Annotated in this window: 16 protein-coding genes; 8 read left to right on the plus strand and 8 right to left on the minus strand. The window is 56.2% G+C overall.

Features of this window, described 5'->3' with window-relative positions:
• Positions 1-12: 12 nt before the first annotated feature.
• The gene (locus QA648_RS24365; RefSeq protein ID WP_283054013.1) at positions 13-921 is read right to left on the minus strand and encodes an acetamidase/formamidase family protein; all 909 of its coding nucleotides are present in this window, start codon (positions 919-921) and stop codon (positions 13-15) included.
• 320 nt (positions 922-1,241) lie between these two features.
• On the opposite strand from QA648_RS24365, the gene QA648_RS24370 reads away from it, so the two are divergent.
• The 3 genes from QA648_RS24370 to QA648_RS24380 all read left to right on the plus strand — a co-directional run bounded on the left by QA648_RS24370 (position 1,242) and on the right by QA648_RS24380 (position 4,959).
• On the plus strand, positions 1,242-2,975 hold the full coding sequence (locus QA648_RS24370) for an adenylate/guanylate cyclase domain-containing protein (RefSeq protein WP_260305231.1): 1,734 nt from the start codon (positions 1,242-1,244) through the stop codon (positions 2,973-2,975).
• Between the two features lie 222 nt (positions 2,976-3,197).
• The gene (locus QA648_RS24375) at positions 3,198-3,656 is read left to right on the plus strand and encodes an adenylate/guanylate cyclase domain-containing protein (RefSeq protein ID WP_283054014.1); all 459 of its coding nucleotides are present in this window, start codon (positions 3,198-3,200) and stop codon (positions 3,654-3,656) included.
• Positions 3,628-4,959, plus strand: a complete 1,332-nt coding sequence (locus tag QA648_RS24380; protein WP_283054015.1) for a tetratricopeptide repeat protein — start codon at positions 3,628-3,630, stop codon at positions 4,957-4,959. Before QA648_RS24375 ends, QA648_RS24380 begins: the two co-directional genes overlap by 29 nt.
• 39 nt (positions 4,960-4,998) lie before the next feature.
• Here QA648_RS24380 and QA648_RS24385 read toward each other — a convergent pair whose 3' ends face one another.
• Positions 4,999-5,265: a hypothetical protein gene (locus tag QA648_RS24385; RefSeq protein WP_260305062.1), complete on the minus strand. Its 267-nt coding sequence runs from the start codon at positions 5,263-5,265 to the stop codon at positions 4,999-5,001.
• A 45-nt stretch (positions 5,266-5,310) separates the two neighbouring features.
• Here QA648_RS24385 and QA648_RS24390 point away from each other — a divergent pair, with 45 nt between their 5' ends.
• Together QA648_RS24390 and QA648_RS24395 are read left to right on the plus strand one after the other, a co-directional pair.
• On the plus strand, positions 5,311-6,138 hold the full coding sequence (locus QA648_RS24390; protein WP_260305061.1) for a phosphatase PAP2 family protein: 828 nt from the start codon (positions 5,311-5,313) through the stop codon (positions 6,136-6,138).
• A 39-nt stretch (positions 6,139-6,177) separates the two neighbouring features.
• Positions 6,178-8,352, plus strand: coding sequence for a hypothetical protein (locus tag QA648_RS24395; protein ID WP_283054016.1), 2,175 nt, complete (start codon positions 6,178-6,180; stop codon positions 8,350-8,352).
• A gap of 70 nt (positions 8,353-8,422) precedes the next feature.
• On the opposite strand, the gene QA648_RS24400 is transcribed toward QA648_RS24395, so the two are convergent.
• Both QA648_RS24400 and QA648_RS24405 read right to left on the minus strand, forming a co-directional pair.
• Positions 8,423-9,424, minus strand: a complete 1,002-nt coding sequence (locus QA648_RS24400) for an IS30 family transposase (RefSeq protein ID WP_283051097.1) — start codon at positions 9,422-9,424, stop codon at positions 8,423-8,425.
• 412 nt (positions 9,425-9,836) lie between these two features.
• On the minus strand, positions 9,837-10,028 hold the full coding sequence (locus QA648_RS24405) for a hypothetical protein (RefSeq protein WP_283054017.1): 192 nt from the start codon (positions 10,026-10,028) through the stop codon (positions 9,837-9,839).
• 171 nt (positions 10,029-10,199) lie between these two features.
• Here QA648_RS24405 and QA648_RS24410 point away from each other — a divergent pair, with 171 nt between their 5' ends.
• From QA648_RS24410 to QA648_RS24420, 3 genes are all read left to right on the plus strand, one after another.
• Complete coding sequence (locus QA648_RS24410; RefSeq protein WP_283054018.1) at positions 10,200-10,739, plus strand: type II toxin-antitoxin system VapC family toxin; 540 nt, start codon at positions 10,200-10,202, stop codon at positions 10,737-10,739.
• Between the two features lie 14 nt (positions 10,740-10,753).
• A complete protein-coding gene (locus QA648_RS24415; RefSeq protein WP_283054019.1) occupies positions 10,754-11,239 on the plus strand; it encodes a PIN domain-containing protein in 486 nt (161 codons plus the stop codon).
• A 309-nt stretch (positions 11,240-11,548) separates the two neighbouring features.
• Entirely contained in the window at positions 11,549-12,157 is a 609-nt protein-coding gene (locus QA648_RS24420; protein ID WP_283054263.1) for a DUF2026 family protein, read from the plus strand.
• 220 nt (positions 12,158-12,377) lie between these two features.
• Here QA648_RS24420 and QA648_RS24425 read toward each other — a convergent pair whose 3' ends face one another.
• The 4 genes from QA648_RS24425 to QA648_RS24440 all read right to left on the minus strand — a co-directional run bounded on the left by QA648_RS24425 (position 12,378) and on the right by QA648_RS24440 (position 15,513).
• The gene (locus QA648_RS24425; RefSeq protein WP_283054020.1) at positions 12,378-13,082 is read right to left on the minus strand and encodes a hypothetical protein; all 705 of its coding nucleotides are present in this window, start codon (positions 13,080-13,082) and stop codon (positions 12,378-12,380) included.
• 95 nt (positions 13,083-13,177) lie between these two features.
• A complete protein-coding gene (locus QA648_RS24430) occupies positions 13,178-13,561 on the minus strand; it encodes a hypothetical protein (protein WP_283054021.1) in 384 nt (127 codons plus the stop codon).
• Between the two features lie 143 nt (positions 13,562-13,704).
• Positions 13,705-14,151: a hypothetical protein gene (locus tag QA648_RS24435; RefSeq protein WP_283054022.1), complete on the minus strand. Its 447-nt coding sequence runs from the start codon at positions 14,149-14,151 to the stop codon at positions 13,705-13,707.
• A 153-nt stretch (positions 14,152-14,304) separates the two neighbouring features.
• Positions 14,305-15,513, minus strand: a complete 1,209-nt coding sequence (locus tag QA648_RS24440) for a trypsin-like peptidase domain-containing protein (RefSeq protein ID WP_283054023.1) — start codon at positions 15,511-15,513, stop codon at positions 14,305-14,307.
• Positions 15,514-15,679: the final 166 nt, after the last annotated feature.

The following is a 15,679-nucleotide window of genomic DNA, read 5'->3' on the forward strand; positions in this document are numbered from 1 at the left end:
CCGCCCGAAAGCTTATCGCCGCGACAGCCAAGCCTTGGAGACGCGGCAGGCCATCGTATAGGCCGGATCGAAAACATTGCCGACATCATAACGCACGACTTGGCCAAGCAGATGACTGGCGGCAGTCTTGTCGAGGCCGTAGTCGGAGGTCAGCCACCTAAGCATTTCGCTGGTTGCATGCTGCAGCGCCTGGTCGAGCGGCCGGGCATTGCCGACGGTGAAAATGTCGTCTGCCGTTTCGCCACGCGGCCAGACGATCTTTTTCTTTTCGACGCTGAGCCGCACCGTCACTTCGAAGGTGGTCTCGATGCCGGTTCCGACGATCTCGCCGTCGCCTTGTACGGCGTGACAATCGCCAAGGAAGAAGAGGGCGCCCGGCGCAGAGACGGGAAACCAGATCGTCGTGCCGGGCCCGAGCAGCCGGTAGTCCATGTTGCCACCGAATTCGCCGCTGGTGGCAGTGGATATGGCCTGGCCGAGCGAGGGGGCGACGCCGAAGCAGCCAATCATCGGCGACAGCGGCAACACGAAAGACTCAAGGCCAGCGACCGGCTCCGCAAGCCGGGCCGTCAATGCCTGACGATCGATCTGCCAGATGACCTTTTCGCCCGGCGGCAGCGTCCGTACGTCTTCCGGGTCAACGACATTGCCGGCAACGACGCTTCGGGTGAAACCTGTGTCGCGTGTCGGCACCATGGCGAGGATTTCGACCTTCAATGAATCGCCCCGTTCCGCACCTTCGACAAAAATCGGACCATTCATCGGGTTAGGGCCGGAAGCCCGCTGGACGCCCTCCTTGTCGTAGCCGGCGGCATCGAGCGTTTGCGTAACGACAGTGTCTCCGTCGGCGATGCGCAAAGCCGGGGGAAGAGACCCAATGACGTTGTGATAGGCCGTCGGAGTAAAATGATGCGTTGCCATGGAGCTCCAGCCTTCTCTAAATTTTGATCCGGCCAACCTATGCCGGCTTTAGCCTCGACGAAAAGAGCAGAATGGCGCTGCAGGCAAATTGTCGCCATCAACCTGCCGCCATCGACCTCACGGCCCCACAAAATATCGCCGCCCCTTGGCCTAATCGCTTCGTTTGTCGAACCCGCCGCGAAGCTACTCCTCCGGGTTAATCTTCAACCATAAGCGGCTTTGTGCTACGACAATCCAGGCGGAATTTGAGTGTGCGCGCGGGGGGATTAGACATTTCAAATTCTCTCATTCTTCAGAACCTAAGGAAAATTTCCGGCTCGATGATCAAGCAGTCGATCCGAAGGCGGATCGTCGCGATCGCTGCCGGCTTGATCGTCCTGATGATGGCGACTTCTGTACTGTCGATGGTGATGGTTGGGCGGCTCGGCCATCTGCTCGATGAGCTGACGGAAAGGTATAATCCTGCCAACGAGCATCTGATGCGGATCCATGTTCTGTCGCTTGAAAGAGCGCTGGCGCTGCGTCGCATGGTGATCGCAAAGATGCAGGATCCACCTGACGAGATCGGATATAAAGCTCGCAAGGAGATGTACGACGCTAAGGGCGCTGAAGTCGACCGCGAGGCGCAGGCTACGCGCAGCCTCATCAATGCGGTCATCTCAGATACGAATACGCCCTCGGATAACGCGGCACTGGCGCGCGTCGATAGCCGGATCGATAGTCTGTTGAGTGATGGCCGCAGTCTGCTGCGCAAGGAGACAGGGGAACTGCTTTCATTCCTCGATGCGCGGGACTTTGCCGGCGTGAGAGATCGCCTTCCGCGCGTCGACGCACTCCGGGACGAACTCGATCAAAGGATCGACACCCTCCGTCAGGAGATGCTGGAAGTGAGCCATGGCGCCATCGCAACGATCAGGAAAGAGCAGTCTCAAGCAGTCCTGATCTCTGCAATCGCCACGCTGCTTGCCGCCGTCCTCGGATTGATCTTCGCCAACCTTGTCAGCGGTGGCATCATTCGCTCGGTTCGGGGGCTGCTGGAGGGAACGCGTGCCGTCGAGGCCGGCCATCTCGATCAACCTATCGCTGTAACGACGCGCGACGAAATCGGAGAGCTGGCGGCTGCGTTCAATCGAATGGTCGTTCAGTTGCGCGACAACCAGCGCGTCAGGGAAACGTTTGGCAAATACATCGATCCCCGCGTCGTGGAAGGTCTCATCGATCGCCCAAACTTGACCGCGGCCGAAGGTCAGCGTCGGTTGATGACGGTGCTGTTCTGCGATCTCAGGGGATTTACGAGCCTGAGCGAAGGCTTGATGCCGCAAGGTCTGGTCAAGGTTATGAACCGCTATTTTTCCCTCATGTCCGAGCCTATCCGGACCAACCGCGGGATCATCGACAAATATATAGGCGACGGCATCATGGCCTATTGGGGCCCTCCGTTCGTGGACGAGACAGATCACGCGCGGCTGGCATGTCTGGCCACTCTGGACATGATTGACCGTATTGAGACGCTACGGCGGGAAATCCCCGACTTGCTCGGCGTTCGCGGCACGCCGATCGAGAAATGCGATTTGCGGATAGGCGTCGCGACGGGTGAAGCATTGGTCGGAAGCATCGGCTCTGACATCATGATGAGTTACACGGTGATGGGTGACGCGGTCAATCTCGCCTCCCGCCTGGAAGGCGCAAATAAGGTTTACGGCACCCGCAATCTGGTCAGCGAGAAAACAATCGCTGCGGCGGCTACCGCACTCGAGTTTCGGGAGATCGATCGGATCGTCGTCGCTGGCCAAACTCGTCCGGAGGTCATTTTTGAGGTGCTTGGACGCAGTGGCGAACTGACGCCGGAACGGATGGCATTACGGGACTCCTATCGGGAAGCGCTCACGGCATACCGAGAACGTCGATGGGATGACGCGCTTGGCGCGCTCAAGGCATCGCTGGAGATAATACCGGATGACGGACCATCGCTCGGCCTGCTTGCTCGCATCGAAAACCTGAAAGCAAAACCACCATCCCACGACTGGGACGGATCTTGGCGCATTGAGAAATAGGAAGGGGGAGGGCGAAATTCTTGCGTTCCGGGATCAAAAAACACAGCAGTGCGTGACCTAACCCAAAGGCGGTACGTTGTGGGTGATATCAATACTACGTGATGTTGTGTACCATTTCTGGGGTACTCGGGGTCCAACGCTCTTAACTTCATCCTTATCGGGATTCTCGGAAAAGCACGTATATGCATTGCTGCATATACTCTATCTGAAAAGAGCAGCGACATGAACGCAAGCGAGTTGGGGCACGCGTCGCGAGCCGTTCTATTCATCGATGTCGTGGATTCCGTTCGTCTCATTGAACATGACGAAGAAGGCACCGTCTTGCGTTGGCTCCGCATGATGGACTGTATCGAGAACTCCATTCTGCCCGGATCGGGGGGGCGCGTCGTCAAGCATCTCGGTGATGGAATGCTTCTTGAATTCGAGAATATGCAGGCGGCAGCTTCGGCAGCATTTGAGATCCAAAATGCGAGTGCTCGCGACAACGCCGAACAGCCGCCCGATAGTCAGATACTGCTACGCGCAGGCATCGACGTTGGCGATGTGATCATATCGCACCAAGATCTCTACGGACGTGGCGTGAACCTCGCCGCCAGGCTCATGGGCCTCGCCGGTCCGGGCGAAATCGTCGTCTCTGCGCGCGCGGGGACAATTGACGCCTCACCTCGATGCCGACGTTGAGGATCTGGGCGAGTGCTATCTGAAGAACATCGAGGCCCCCGTACGCGCCTTCAGAATTGGACCGCCGGGACCCCATCCCATCGTCCAGTCGCACTGGTCGCTAGGAGAACTGCGCCCAACGCTCGCGGTCATCCCTTTCGCCGTCCGGGGCGAAGCTGCAGAACAGGGGATCCTGGGCGAGGTCTTGGCCGACGAAATCATCCGCGCTCTGTGTCGTATGCAGGAACTCAACGTTATTTCACGGCTCTCAACGACCGCTTTCGCAGGACGCAGACTGAACCTCGACGAGGTGAGACTGCATCTGCACGCAAACTACGCCGTCTCAGGGGTCTGCAGCGTGACCGGCGACAGCGTATGTCTCGACGCGGAATTGGTAGAAACAAAGACGGGGCAAATCGTTTGGGAGAATCGCCTCACGGAGCGGATCATAGGAATTCTCGAGGGCGACCAAGAAATCGTTAGTCACGTAGTTGCCGAAATCTGCAATGCGATCATGGCACGCGAACTGCTGCGTACGCGCTCGCAGCCGCTTCCGACCCTTGAAAGCTATGCGCTGCTCATGGGCGCCATTACCTTAATGCATCGCCTGAGGCTTAGGGACTTCAGCGACGCCCGCACAATGCTGGAGGCGATCTTGGAGCGCGGATCGTATCAGCCACTCGCGCAAGCATGGTTGGCGAAGTGGCATGTCCTTCGCGTGCAGCAGGGCTGGTCCGACGACGTCATGGATGATGCCCACCGAGCGCTCAATCTGACAAAACGCGCTCTTGATTCTGATCCAGAATTTTCGCTCGCCCTCGCGGTTGATGGCTTCGTGCATATGAACCTCCTCAGGCATTTCGATATCGCACGGGAACGTTACAACCTTGCCATTCACACCAACCCGAGTGACGCGCTGGCCCTCTTGCTGAGAGGAATGATGCACGCCTTTTGTGACGAGGGAGAGCAAGCGGTGAGGGATACGGAGCTGGCGCTTATGCTGTCCCCTCTCGATCTGCATCGGTTTTTCTACGATTCGCTGGCCGCGTCAGCAAACCTGACGGCAGGCAACTACGCTCGCGCCTTGGAACTTGCCAATCGATCTCTGCGCGCGAACCGAATGCACACCTCGACTTGGCGGGTTCTCACCGTGGCACAGTGGCAGCTCGGCATGCATGAGGAAGCGCGAGAATCCGCGCGTGAGCTATTGAGGCTGGAGCCCGCATTCACGGTTGGCGGGTACCTGGACCGCACGCCAGGCGCAGCTTTCTCAATCGGTAAGCTGATCGCCGACGTACTGCTAAAAGCTGGAGTGCCGCAATAAGGGATGCATTAACAGGGGGATGGGCAAATGAGCAACATATCACCGCAGGCATCGCAAGGGGGGCATGGTGGACACGGCGGTCATGGCGGCCACGGCGGACATGGCGGACACGGTGAGGAGGATGACGTCTTCTTCGGAACGGACGCGCCGCTGGTCGCTGATGCGCTGATAAACAATCGCGACGGAATTGTCGGCAATTTTCGCCGGCCTGAAGCGGTGCCTCCGGAGCTTGATCTCGAAGATTCTGGCAACATGGCCAGGTGGGCTCAGGAACGGCGAGAGCAGGTCGTCGACTTCGAGCTTCATTCCCGCATTGGCTTCTCTCAGGGTACGGATGCTTCTCCAGGAAGCATGAATGTCTGGCATTTGGACGTTGAGTTTGACCCGGACGACGCCGTGCCAAAGGTCACCTATCGTCCGCTCGTCAGAATGGTCCGGCCTACTGAGCAAGTTTTCCGTGGCCAACTTGAGCTTGTTGCGAACTATGCCGATTTGCGCGCGGATCGAGTCACCGAAATTCTGGCGCAACGCGATGGACCGGCCGCATTCCTGGCTTCCATCGCATACATTGCCCCAGACCGTGCGCGTTGGACGCTTGAACTGTTAGGGGCCGTCTTCCGGCTCGCTCAGTTTGTCGAATTTCGCATGAAGCACGCGCTCGCCTGCCGACGGCCAATCGAATACTCGCCACAGATACAGCCAATGATCCTTACGCCGGAACACGGCAGTCTTCCCAGCGGCCACTCGACTGAGTCCTTTGCGATGGCCATCGTACTGGTGCGGCTTCTCCGGGCTTCGTCCAATCCCGTCTACGAGCAGGACATTTATGCTGTCCAACTGCTTCGGCAGGCGGCGCGGGTTGCTGTTAATCGGCAGGTAGCCGGGGTGCACTTTCCAGTCGACAGCGCGGCGGGTGCGCTCCTGGGTTTGACCTTAGGCGAATATTTCTGCCGTCGGTTTAGTGGGGCGGCCAACTTCTATGCCTGGTCCTTCAACGGCGAAGCCTATCCGGGAGATGCCGATTTCGATTGGACAGGATGGTACGACGTTCGGCAGCAGCGGCAAACTGCTCCGGATACGAGGTCTCCATGCGCCGCGGAGCTGGGCCGCTACAAACTTGGAGCCGCCTCTTCTATCCTCGACTGGCTGTGGGAGAAGGCGCTAGCCGAGTGGTCCTGATCGCCCTGGTTCCAACCCAACAGTGAGGGAGAAGCCATCATGGAATGGCGAAAAACCGACCTTGAACACAGCTATTGCCGAATCGAAGGGATAGATCCTAACGCCGATTGGGTTCTCGGGCCTGGCTTTCGTGATTTTTCACGGGGTCATGATGACGTCTTGATCCCCTGTACGATCGGTCCGCTCGACGAATCCATGGTGGACATGATGAGGACCTTTCATAGGGTCGATGCTCAGCAAGGCGGGTGGGAAAGTGGAGTCTTCGTACCGTCTCTCTATCATGATGCGACAAAGGGCCAACACATGATCGCGTTTGTGAGAAGAGCCGTGTTCGATGACCTAGCACGCGGGGAGGGGCCATTCGGCCAAATTCGCACGACCGCGAAACAGATCGACATGAGCCTACCCCTCAATTCGAAATCGCTGCCCAAACACTGGAAGAGCCGCACGCCAGCATCGAAACCTGTCCCTCCACCGGTCTTCTCCCCTGGCCATTGGCCGAAGGATACAGTTGTTATTGGCATCATCGATGATGGAATCGCTTTTGCCCATGAGCGGTTTCGGCTCGCTGACGGCAGCTCACGTGTTCAATATGTCTGGCGTCAGGACGGCATCTTTGACAATAACGGTTCAACTGTCGATTTCGGAAGCGAGATATGTAAACTCGATCAGCCGCGGCACAGAGGTATCGACAAACTCTTGGAGGCCTACGACCAAACAGGGCTGATTGACGAGGAGGGGCTCTATCGAGAAGCAGGTCTGATCGACTTTCGTGATCCCGACCACAAGGCCGCGGCCTGGCGACTATCGCACGGCACCCATGTACTCGATCAGGCGGCCGGCTACGATCCAGTCGACGCGCCAATGAACCGCCCGATCATCGCCGTTCAGCTTCCGGTTTCGGTGACGGCGGATACCTCCGGTTCGAACCTCAAGACATTTGCGACGGCCGCGATCAAATACATCCTCGATCGAGCAGATCGGCTCGCAGGAAAGGGTCACCTGGCTGACGACTCATGGCGGCCGCTGCCGGTTGTCATCAATTTCAGCTATGGCATGCTCGCAGGACCGCACGACGGCACTCTCGATCTCGAGCAAGCTCTCGACGGTTTTGTTACCAAGCGGGGCGCACCGCTGCGCATTGTCTTGCCCGCTGGTAATGCAAATCTTTCGCGATGCCACGCCGCGGTTAAATTCAATGGGACCCGCACTCCGGTGTCTCTCAAATGGCGCGTTCAGCCCGATGATAGTACGCCAACCCAGATGGAAATCTGGTTGCCGTACGATCTAGGAAAGCCGGGTGCGAGCCGGGTGACCGTAGCCGTCGAAACACCGTCTGGGCTACGGAGTCCGCCCCTCAAGGAAGAGGTGGGCTCGGGAGTCCAGCTAGTCTCGAACGACGATGTCGTCGCGTGTGCCCATTACGCCTTTCGTTCGTCTCCCACGAAACGGGGCGTTTTTATCATCTCGCTGCAACCCACGGCGCGCTTGCGACCCCTCGACAACCCCGCGGCGGGCGACGCGACAGCGCCGGCAGGAGTTTGGAAGGTCATCATCACGAACTCCGGCCTGCGCCCCGAACAGGAGCTGGAAGCATGGATTCAATGGGTCGATGTGATCTACGGATATTCGCGCCGTGGTCGGCAATCCTATTTCGAGGCAGACTGCTATCGTCGGTTCGATCCTATAACCGGCGACGTGGTGGACGTGGATGACAAGGGCAATCCTTGTATCATCAGGCGAGGCGGCCTCATCAACGCCATCGCTACCGGAGATGAAACAATCGTGGTCGGCGGGGTCCAGCAGAAGGATCTCACCCCGCCAAAATATGCAGCCGGCGGTCCGGTCGCGCCAACCCGCAACGAGCCTTCTCATCGCGTCGGACCGGACGCGGCGTGCGTCAGTGACGATTCACGGGTTCACAACGGCATTCTCGGGGCCGGATCGAGAAGCGGGTCTGTGATCGCCATGAGCGGAACGAGCGTTGCCGTCCCGCAAATCGTCAAATTGGTGGCGGAAATGCTGGCAGACGGCGATCCAGGGAATCGCGAGTCGATTTCTCGCTTTGCAGCGGCTGAAGAACGCGCCCGCTGGGAGGCGTCAGGAGGCGTCAATCCGAAGGCGCCGGAAAGTTTCGACAAGGAACGATGCGGCTCCGGTCGCATCGTGAGACCGCGACGAGATTGGCTGAATCGCTACGAGAGGGATACCTGACGAAACGCCTAAACCCACCCCCGTGGAGAAGCTCATCCAAGTGCATCATGCCGGCGTTTAGGGTAGGGGATCACCCCTCCTCATGCAAATGCGCCAGGAACACTTCCGCTGGCGTTTTGTAGCCGAGGCATTTCCGCGGCTGGTCGTTGAGATGGCGGGCAAGGTGGATCAAGTCGCGCTGAGAGACGGCTGCAAGATCAGTATCGCCTGGCATGAAGCGACGAATGCGCTTGTTGGCATTTTCGACGGCTCCCTTCTGCCAGGGTGCACTGGGATCGCAGAACCAGCTGCGCGCGCCAATCCCATCTTCCAAAGCCCTGAATCCGGCAAACTCGGTGCCGCGGTCGAAGGTGAAGCTCTGGCGTGCGAAGGCTGGCAAAGGAGAGAATGTTGCGATGATCTTGTCCATGATCGGACGGGAGTGTCGGCTTTGGTTCTTGATCATCACGGTGTAGCGGCTTTTGCGCTCGACCAATGAGGTGAGGTTGGCATGACCGAGCTCGCGTTCGAAGATCAAAAGGTCGCCTTCCCAGTGACCGAACCTCGTCCGATTGCCAATAAAATCAGGTCGTTGCGATATCCGATGACTGGCGGGAAACACGCTATTTCGTGGCTTTCTGGAGCCACGGGGGCGGCGCTTGCGGCGCGCCTCCGGCAGATAGCGATAAAGCCCCAGCCCGTAATCCTCCTTGCCGTAGATGAAGCGGTAGATCGTCTCCTTGCAAATGCGAACAAGGCTCAGGCCGTCCAACAGCAGACGGCCGGCGATTTGCTCCGGTGACCAGTAGGCCTCCAGCTTCTCAATCACCATACGACGCAGATGCGGATGGCGTCTAAGCTTTCGCAAGCGCCGTCGTCGCTCCTTGGCAATGTCATCGGCAACCGTCGAGAAGTAGCCGCTGTATTCGGGAAGCTCGCGGTCATGGAACGTGTTGCGCCTGATCTCACGATAGATGGTCGAGCGGTGACGACCGAGCTGGCGGGCCATCTCGTTGATCGGCACCTTGCGCTCGACAAGATGATGAAGGCGACGACGATCGGCGAGGGTCAATTGCTGATAGCATCGGGACATGCCAAAATCTCCAAAGTGAAGTCATTGAAATCATTGGCATGTCGCACTTGGAAATAGAATGTACCCCCGCGCAAACCTAAAAGTGCATAATGTGTCTTATGGAACTAAAATCTTTCAGAAATATCAGCGAGAAGTTGTAAAAACGGAACCAAGTATGGCCCAAGGTATGGCATTTTGGCCTAAAGTGGACCGTAGCGCGGCCCAACTTCCCATTCGACACAATTCGAATGCCTCCACGAAGCCGAATTGTGGAAATGGAAGAAGGACAGAACTTCAGGACTGCTGGACCAGGTTCCGGTCGACAAAGACGTGATGCTAGCCGCACTGCACGTTTGGCAAGCTGCCTGACCAGGCATCGTCGAAGTCTTGGTTATGACAATCGTGGGCTCGGCTTCAGCCAGCTAAGCTGACGTTACTCTTCGTCTGGACCGCCGCGCGTAAGGAAATCGCGATCTTTGTCGGTCACCACATCGGAAGAAGTCCAGATCGTGAAGGCGTCATCATCCAACTTGACGGACAACGACCCAGCCGCGCGAAGTTTCCGCAAAAAGGCGCGAACCTCGGTATCGCGGTCAGTAATTTCGATGATTTCCTTAGGACGCATCGTTTCTCACCATCACTCTTTACGGAGCCAATCATCGGCTGATGAAGGCCGTCGTGCAAGCGCATGAATATATTATAAATTTCATGGTTGCGATATAAAATCTCGCATCACTCTGTTATCTTTTTGTTAGCGATGTGTCACCACCTTCGCCCCGCCTGACGGGAGCGCATAATGTCTGCTGTATTCCTCTTAGACACCTGCGTATTGCGGGAGTTGCGAAAGCGACGACCCAATGCGGCTGTGGTTTCATTCATTGAGGAAACGAAACTCTTCTACATTCCTGGAGGAGCGCTCGTCGAGTTGCAAGCTGATATAGCGCGAACTGATGCTGTCGATCCGGTTAGAGCGGCAGCTCAGCAAGAGTGGTACTTGCGCATCGTTCGAAGCCGCATTCCTGTCAAGCATACGACCGTAAAGATGATGGAGGTCTGGGCAGCGCTTGACGTTGATCCACGACTCCAAAGCCTGAAGCTTCACGTCAAAAACGGCAAGCCGTCTCGAACGGGGCACGACATCCACATAGCGGCGACCGCCTTAGTGACCCAACTCCCAATCGCAACAATGGAGGTGGAAGGTTTCGCGTTGATCAATAAATATTTCCCCCTGCCCGGCATTTATAATCCGATTGAGCATCGCTGGCACTCAAAGCCCGCGCAGCTTGCGGATTATAACCAAGCCCAATGGGGCGCAACTTTTCAGACCCGAGTGTAGAAGGAGAAAGGTTGATGTTGCCATTCTTGCTAGATACCTGCGTGGTCAGTGAAGCGACCAAGCCCCGCCCCGATCCGGCCGTTCTGGATTTCTTGGAGATGGCAGACGAATATTACATCCCCGCCGCAGTGCTCTTCGAAGCACGGGTCGGGATCGCAAATATCGCCGCCTCCGACCCGGCGAAAGCCGCGAGGCTCAGCAATTGGTACCACAAACTTCTTCAATTGCCGGTGATTGAGCCCACAATTGATATCTTGGAAGCATGGGGCCGCTTGGAGGGCGACCGACGCTTAAATGGTCTGCGCCTGCCGCGACGAGGTGCAGCGACACCTCGAACGAGCCAAGACATCCAAATCGCTGCCGTGGCCATTGCGCGTGGCGCAGCTATTGCTACGATGAACGTCAAGGATTTCATGTTGATCAATAAGTACCACTCAATTCCCGGGATTTATAATCCGAAGGAGCAGAGGTGGTATGGGCGGACGGTGGAAGCCAGTTGAGCTGTCGCTTCGTCGGCGCAAGCGGCGGTATCAGCTCCGCTATCCGCAATCATATGGCGATTCAACCGAACTGATTTTTTTGAGGTGTCGTCGCGGACGTGCGACATACGTGATCCATTGCCGTTGCCTTGAGCAATTACAAGTGCATGTTGCCATGCCCGTTCAGGTTCAAATCCTTTCTCGGCATTGCTGTTGAACGCCAGTGTGAGCGTCACCACCGGTTACCGCAAAAGCCAACATGCGTCGTTTACATCGCAGCCGCCGTCATCTAGGGAGCGGCGTACATCATGGACTGAGGGGCGAACCGCCGTGTTGATCAAGCAGAGCGACTATTATCGGATTTACAGGGTCATCAATAGCCTGTTGGTCAACGAAAATGCCAATCCCGCCACGGCTTCCATGTATTTCAGCACGTTCGGAGCCTTCATCCTCGAACATCATTACAAAATGAAAGCGAAGCCGAAGGGTGGTCTCGCCGCCTACAATTTTGACGGAAAACGCGTCCTTTTCGCAGACCACCGCGAAGACGGCTATGTCTCAGGCGCTGGTGAAAACTTTCATTGCTGGGTCGAAGCGGACGGATGGGCAATCGACTTCATGGCCCCAGCGTTCTCCGAGAGGGCAGCGGGTCTGGCAGTGCCTTCGAAGATGTTTCAGCGGCCGCTTTCAGCGATGGCTCCGTCTATCAACGATCTCCTCCATTCGGGAGATTTCTTCTATCATTCTGAGCCTGAAGCAATGACCCTGCGCTTTGCAGATTGGCGTGAGCATCCGATGATCGGAGACCTTGCAACTGTTGCCACGAACTGGTTTCGGAAATCTCCGAAGCAAATGCAGGCATCAATCACGGTTCGAGATCAGCAGGGCAAAACCAGGATCGTTCCGCTTGTCGGCAATTTACTCGCTGGTGCTTGGTGATCCCGAAAAGCCTACAAAGTTCGGAAACGGTCGCGTACCCTTAGAGGCTGCCCGCAAAGGATTGGCTGCGGAATTTAGATTTGCTGGTGGTCGTTGTGGCCGTAGTCATCGGTAGCGCTACACGTCCATCGCTTCCCGGAGAGGTCATCTTGCGGCGGCATGCATTGCCTGCCGTGCCGTTGACTCCCGGTAAGGATGTCGCCCACGAAGCCTCCGTCCATTACCAGTCGTTCCTTTCAAGAAACCGTGGATAATCGGATTTCAATGGCTTCGAATTGCTGTCTGTTTCTGGATAGCCAAAATTTGGCGTCGATATATTCTCGTTCGACTTCTGTATGACCTCCCGCCTTTTGGCCCAGGGAAGCAATTGATCGATCCCCGTTGAAACTGGGTCGTCCGTCAGTTTCACCGATATGTTCATTAGGCGCACATCTTCCCCCACCAAAGCTTGAAGATTGTCCTGGTTGGCGATGACGGCGCTCTCGGGATCCGCCATATCGGTGAAGTAGATGATTGTGGGAAGGTACTCCGGCGGCACGTTCAATGGCTTACTGGGAAGTTCACTTATTTTTTTAAATGGCGGCAGAGCCCCAAACGCTTGAAACGGCATGTTTCCGGCTCTAAACGAGTGGTCGGCCACGCCAAGTAGAACAAACACATATTTTCCGTTGGAGAACCTGACGGGAATTGCCTGACCTTGAACTGCAATGGTGTATCCGCACATTCCGATACAGGGGATGTTACGGCGCACGGTAATGTGCACGACGTTGGAACCGACGACGGGCGTTCCATTCTCGTCGAAGATTGCCTCAACGCGATAGCTGAATTCATCTTCAGTGGCGGCGATTCTTTGCCACACCGCGAGGCTCGCGATCACCGCGAAGATCAGGCCCACAAATATGAGCAATTTCGATAGCCATTTCACGCGCCAACGCCCTTCCAACCAAACCCAGTGTGCGAACCAAACAATGCGTAGCATCCCCAGGCTACGGGCGACCGTTGCGAAGGGGGTTCGAGCTATCAGGGAAAATTTCTGAGAATATTGTCGATCATCGGAACCGTATAATCCCGTTCCGGGACATCGCTGTAGTCCGCCATCCGATGATATTCACCTGCATCGAACGCAATATAGATTTCATAAAATGGCGACGGGAGCGCATGCTCCTCCAAGTGGCCGACCAGAACAGACCAGAGGTCGTTCATAATCGAGTCGCATACTGAATAGTTGACGGTTCCCGCGCGGTATTTTCGAGCGATACGCAAACCGACTGAGCTAAAAAAGTCATGGTTTGACAGGCTACCTACCCACCCCAATACGTCATCTGATGAAATTGGCATGGGTGGCTCTCTGGACGCCATTTCGATCATTGCGAGAACATGCTCATCAATATTCTGAAATTCCATTTCACTCTTTCGAGATAAACGTCAGGGCTTCGATTTCTGCCCAACCGGCATGAACTCTTCACTTCTCCTCAGAACTCTCGACGCTCGATGCGGCTAGTTGTGCGTTCACGGCATCCCGGCTCCTTCCGACCACGCATTCGACACTAATCCGTCAGTCCTATAGCCAAAACATCCCAATCCAGTTCGCGGATTTGCTCAATTGCTACATCGCTAATTGGCATGGCCAACTCATCCTGCCACCAATGTATAACCATAGCCGTCAGATGTTCATCACGATCCTTGCGGCTCACGCCGTGGAAAAGAGCCCTACAAAATACATGCGGAAGCCGCGCCGGGCGTCCCAATTCCGATGGGAAGCCGTCAGGTACCTCAGCTTCGGGAAGAAATGTCTCCTGTGGTGTCAAGACACTAGGATCCGCAACCTCAGGCCAGTCCGTGAACGTACCGGCCCGCTCGACCATACGTTTATTGTAATACTCGTTAGGAACCCCCATCATCAGACCTGCGTAGGTATAGGTTTGGTATATTGAATTAAGCCGAATTTTTGTCCCGGAGTTTAGCTTAATCGCGTACGGACGCGTGTCACTCATCAGGTATTACCTCTGAAAATCCAAGAAATATTAGGAACATGTGTTTACAGCTATACTTTAGTTGTTGGAAACGCACGGTGATCACCGCAAAAATAGCAGAATTTTCCGACCTTGCTACTGTGATAACGAAAACATGACTGCAGTCATTCGCGCCTACTTCACGCCCAACTCAACCCCTTTCGTGATGCGCGGGCGTCCCAGCGAATCCTTGAGCCAGCATTCCGACTTCTTGGGGATATAGGAGAATGCCTTGCAAGCGTTGTCACCGATGCAGGTGGTGAAGCACTCAAGGTAGTTCGTATCGCGCAACCGTTTATAGTCGCCACCGGGAGTATCCATACCTGAATAGCTGGTGAAATCCGACATTATGACGCTGGCTGCCTTGGCAGATGAGTACGCCGCAATGGCGTCACCATTTCTGATCAATGCGACCACGTTGTCTTTTAGAAAGCAGACACCGTATTTTGTGTTGTAAGTTATAGCCTTGCAGCGGTCGTCACCCTCGCAAATCTGATGGCAAGCGGCGTAGGTGACGTCTTTCAGCGTCCGATAATCGAAGCCAATCGCGTCATAACCACGGGCGTCGATCAGGGCGGTAGCGGTGGGCTGAACCGGAAGGCTCGTCGAAGCCTCAGGAGGTTTGGGGGCCGCTTGAACTTCCGGCTTTCCATAGCAGAGGATTTGAAACACCGACGGCGATAATTTTTCGGCGAGATCGGCCGTTGAAATCGGTTGCTGATCTGCGGCTCGGTCGCCGGATTGGCCTTCGATACTTTGCGACTGCATGAACAGATCGGCGACCGAAGCCCGTATCGCAAAATTCACATTCTGCGCGGTAATGCCGATCTGGTCGGCGGTCTCCTTTGAAAGCGTTGCACTCGTAATACCCATCAAGAATCCGTCGCGGTCAACCACTGGGCCACCGGAATTCCCGGGCTGGATCGGCGTTGATATCTGAATGTATCTCGTATCGTTTCGAAGCCCTGCAAGCGCGTTGACGTTGCCAGTTGTTACCTTGACAGAGTCCGCCAGCAGGGTAGCGAGCGGATAGCCCATGGCAACGAGATCTTCACCAAGCCTCGTCGGTGCTCGACGAAAGATGATAGGCTTCGACGGCTCAGGAGCGGCGATTTTTATGAGGGCAAGATCGTTGTTGGCGTCGACACGGGGATCCGTCGCATCGCCCTTCCCTTTCACCTCGATGCGCGTGCATCCTTCAATGACGTGGGCATTCGTAAGCACCCATCCATCGCTTGTCACAGCAAAGCCGGTGCCAGAATAGTTAGGGCTATCGGCGTAGCAATTCGATGCGATGCTGGCGCTCGCAACGAGGGCGAAAAGAATGCGAGACAAACACGACATGCAAAGCTCCCCAGGGCACCGAGACACTAGAACTCCGGGGCGTCGCAATGCAACCTTCTCTTGCGGCCAGGGTTAAGTTTTGGGATTTGGACGGAGTTGGGAGTATTGCCCCGTTGGCGGATCGACGATCCTTATCTCATCATATTGATACCACTTATGTCATCGG

Source organism: Rhizobium sp. CB3171 (genome assembly GCF_029714265.1).
In the GTDB taxonomy this organism is placed as follows: Bacteria; Pseudomonadota; Alphaproteobacteria; order Rhizobiales; family Rhizobiaceae; genus Rhizobium.

Coding starts and splice junctions, on each gene's coding strand:
- QA648_RS24365 (WP_283054013.1), bottom strand. CDS start 921: ATGGCAACGCATCATTTTACTCCGACGGCCTATCACAACGTCATTGGG.
- QA648_RS24370 (WP_260305231.1), top strand. CDS start 1,242: ATGATCAAGCAGTCGATCCGAAGGCGGATCGTCGCGATCGCTGCCGGC.
- QA648_RS24375 (WP_283054014.1), top strand. CDS start 3,198: ATGAACGCAAGCGAGTTGGGGCACGCGTCGCGAGCCGTTCTATTCATC.
- QA648_RS24385 (WP_260305062.1), bottom strand. CDS start 5,265: ATGAAGCTCGAAGTCGACGACCTGCTCTCGCCGTTCCTGAGCCCACCT.
- QA648_RS24390 (WP_260305061.1), top strand. CDS start 5,311: ATGAATGTCTGGCATTTGGACGTTGAGTTTGACCCGGACGACGCCGTG.
- QA648_RS24395 (WP_283054016.1), top strand. CDS start 6,178: ATGGAATGGCGAAAAACCGACCTTGAACACAGCTATTGCCGAATCGAA.
- QA648_RS24400 (WP_283051097.1), bottom strand. CDS start 9,424: ATGTCCCGATGCTATCAGCAATTGACCCTCGCCGATCGTCGTCGCCTT.
- QA648_RS24405 (WP_283054017.1), bottom strand. CDS start 10,028: ATGCGTCCTAAGGAAATCATCGAAATTACTGACCGCGATACCGAGGTT.
- QA648_RS24410 (WP_283054018.1), top strand. CDS start 10,200: ATGTCTGCTGTATTCCTCTTAGACACCTGCGTATTGCGGGAGTTGCGA.
- QA648_RS24415 (WP_283054019.1), top strand. CDS start 10,754: ATGTTGCCATTCTTGCTAGATACCTGCGTGGTCAGTGAAGCGACCAAG.
- QA648_RS24430 (WP_283054021.1), bottom strand. CDS start 13,561: ATGGAATTTCAGAATATTGATGAGCATGTTCTCGCAATGATCGAAATG.
- QA648_RS24435 (WP_283054022.1), bottom strand. CDS start 14,151: ATGAGTGACACGCGTCCGTACGCGATTAAGCTAAACTCCGGGACAAAA.
- QA648_RS24440 (WP_283054023.1), bottom strand. CDS start 15,513: ATGTCGTGTTTGTCTCGCATTCTTTTCGCCCTCGTTGCGAGCGCCAGC.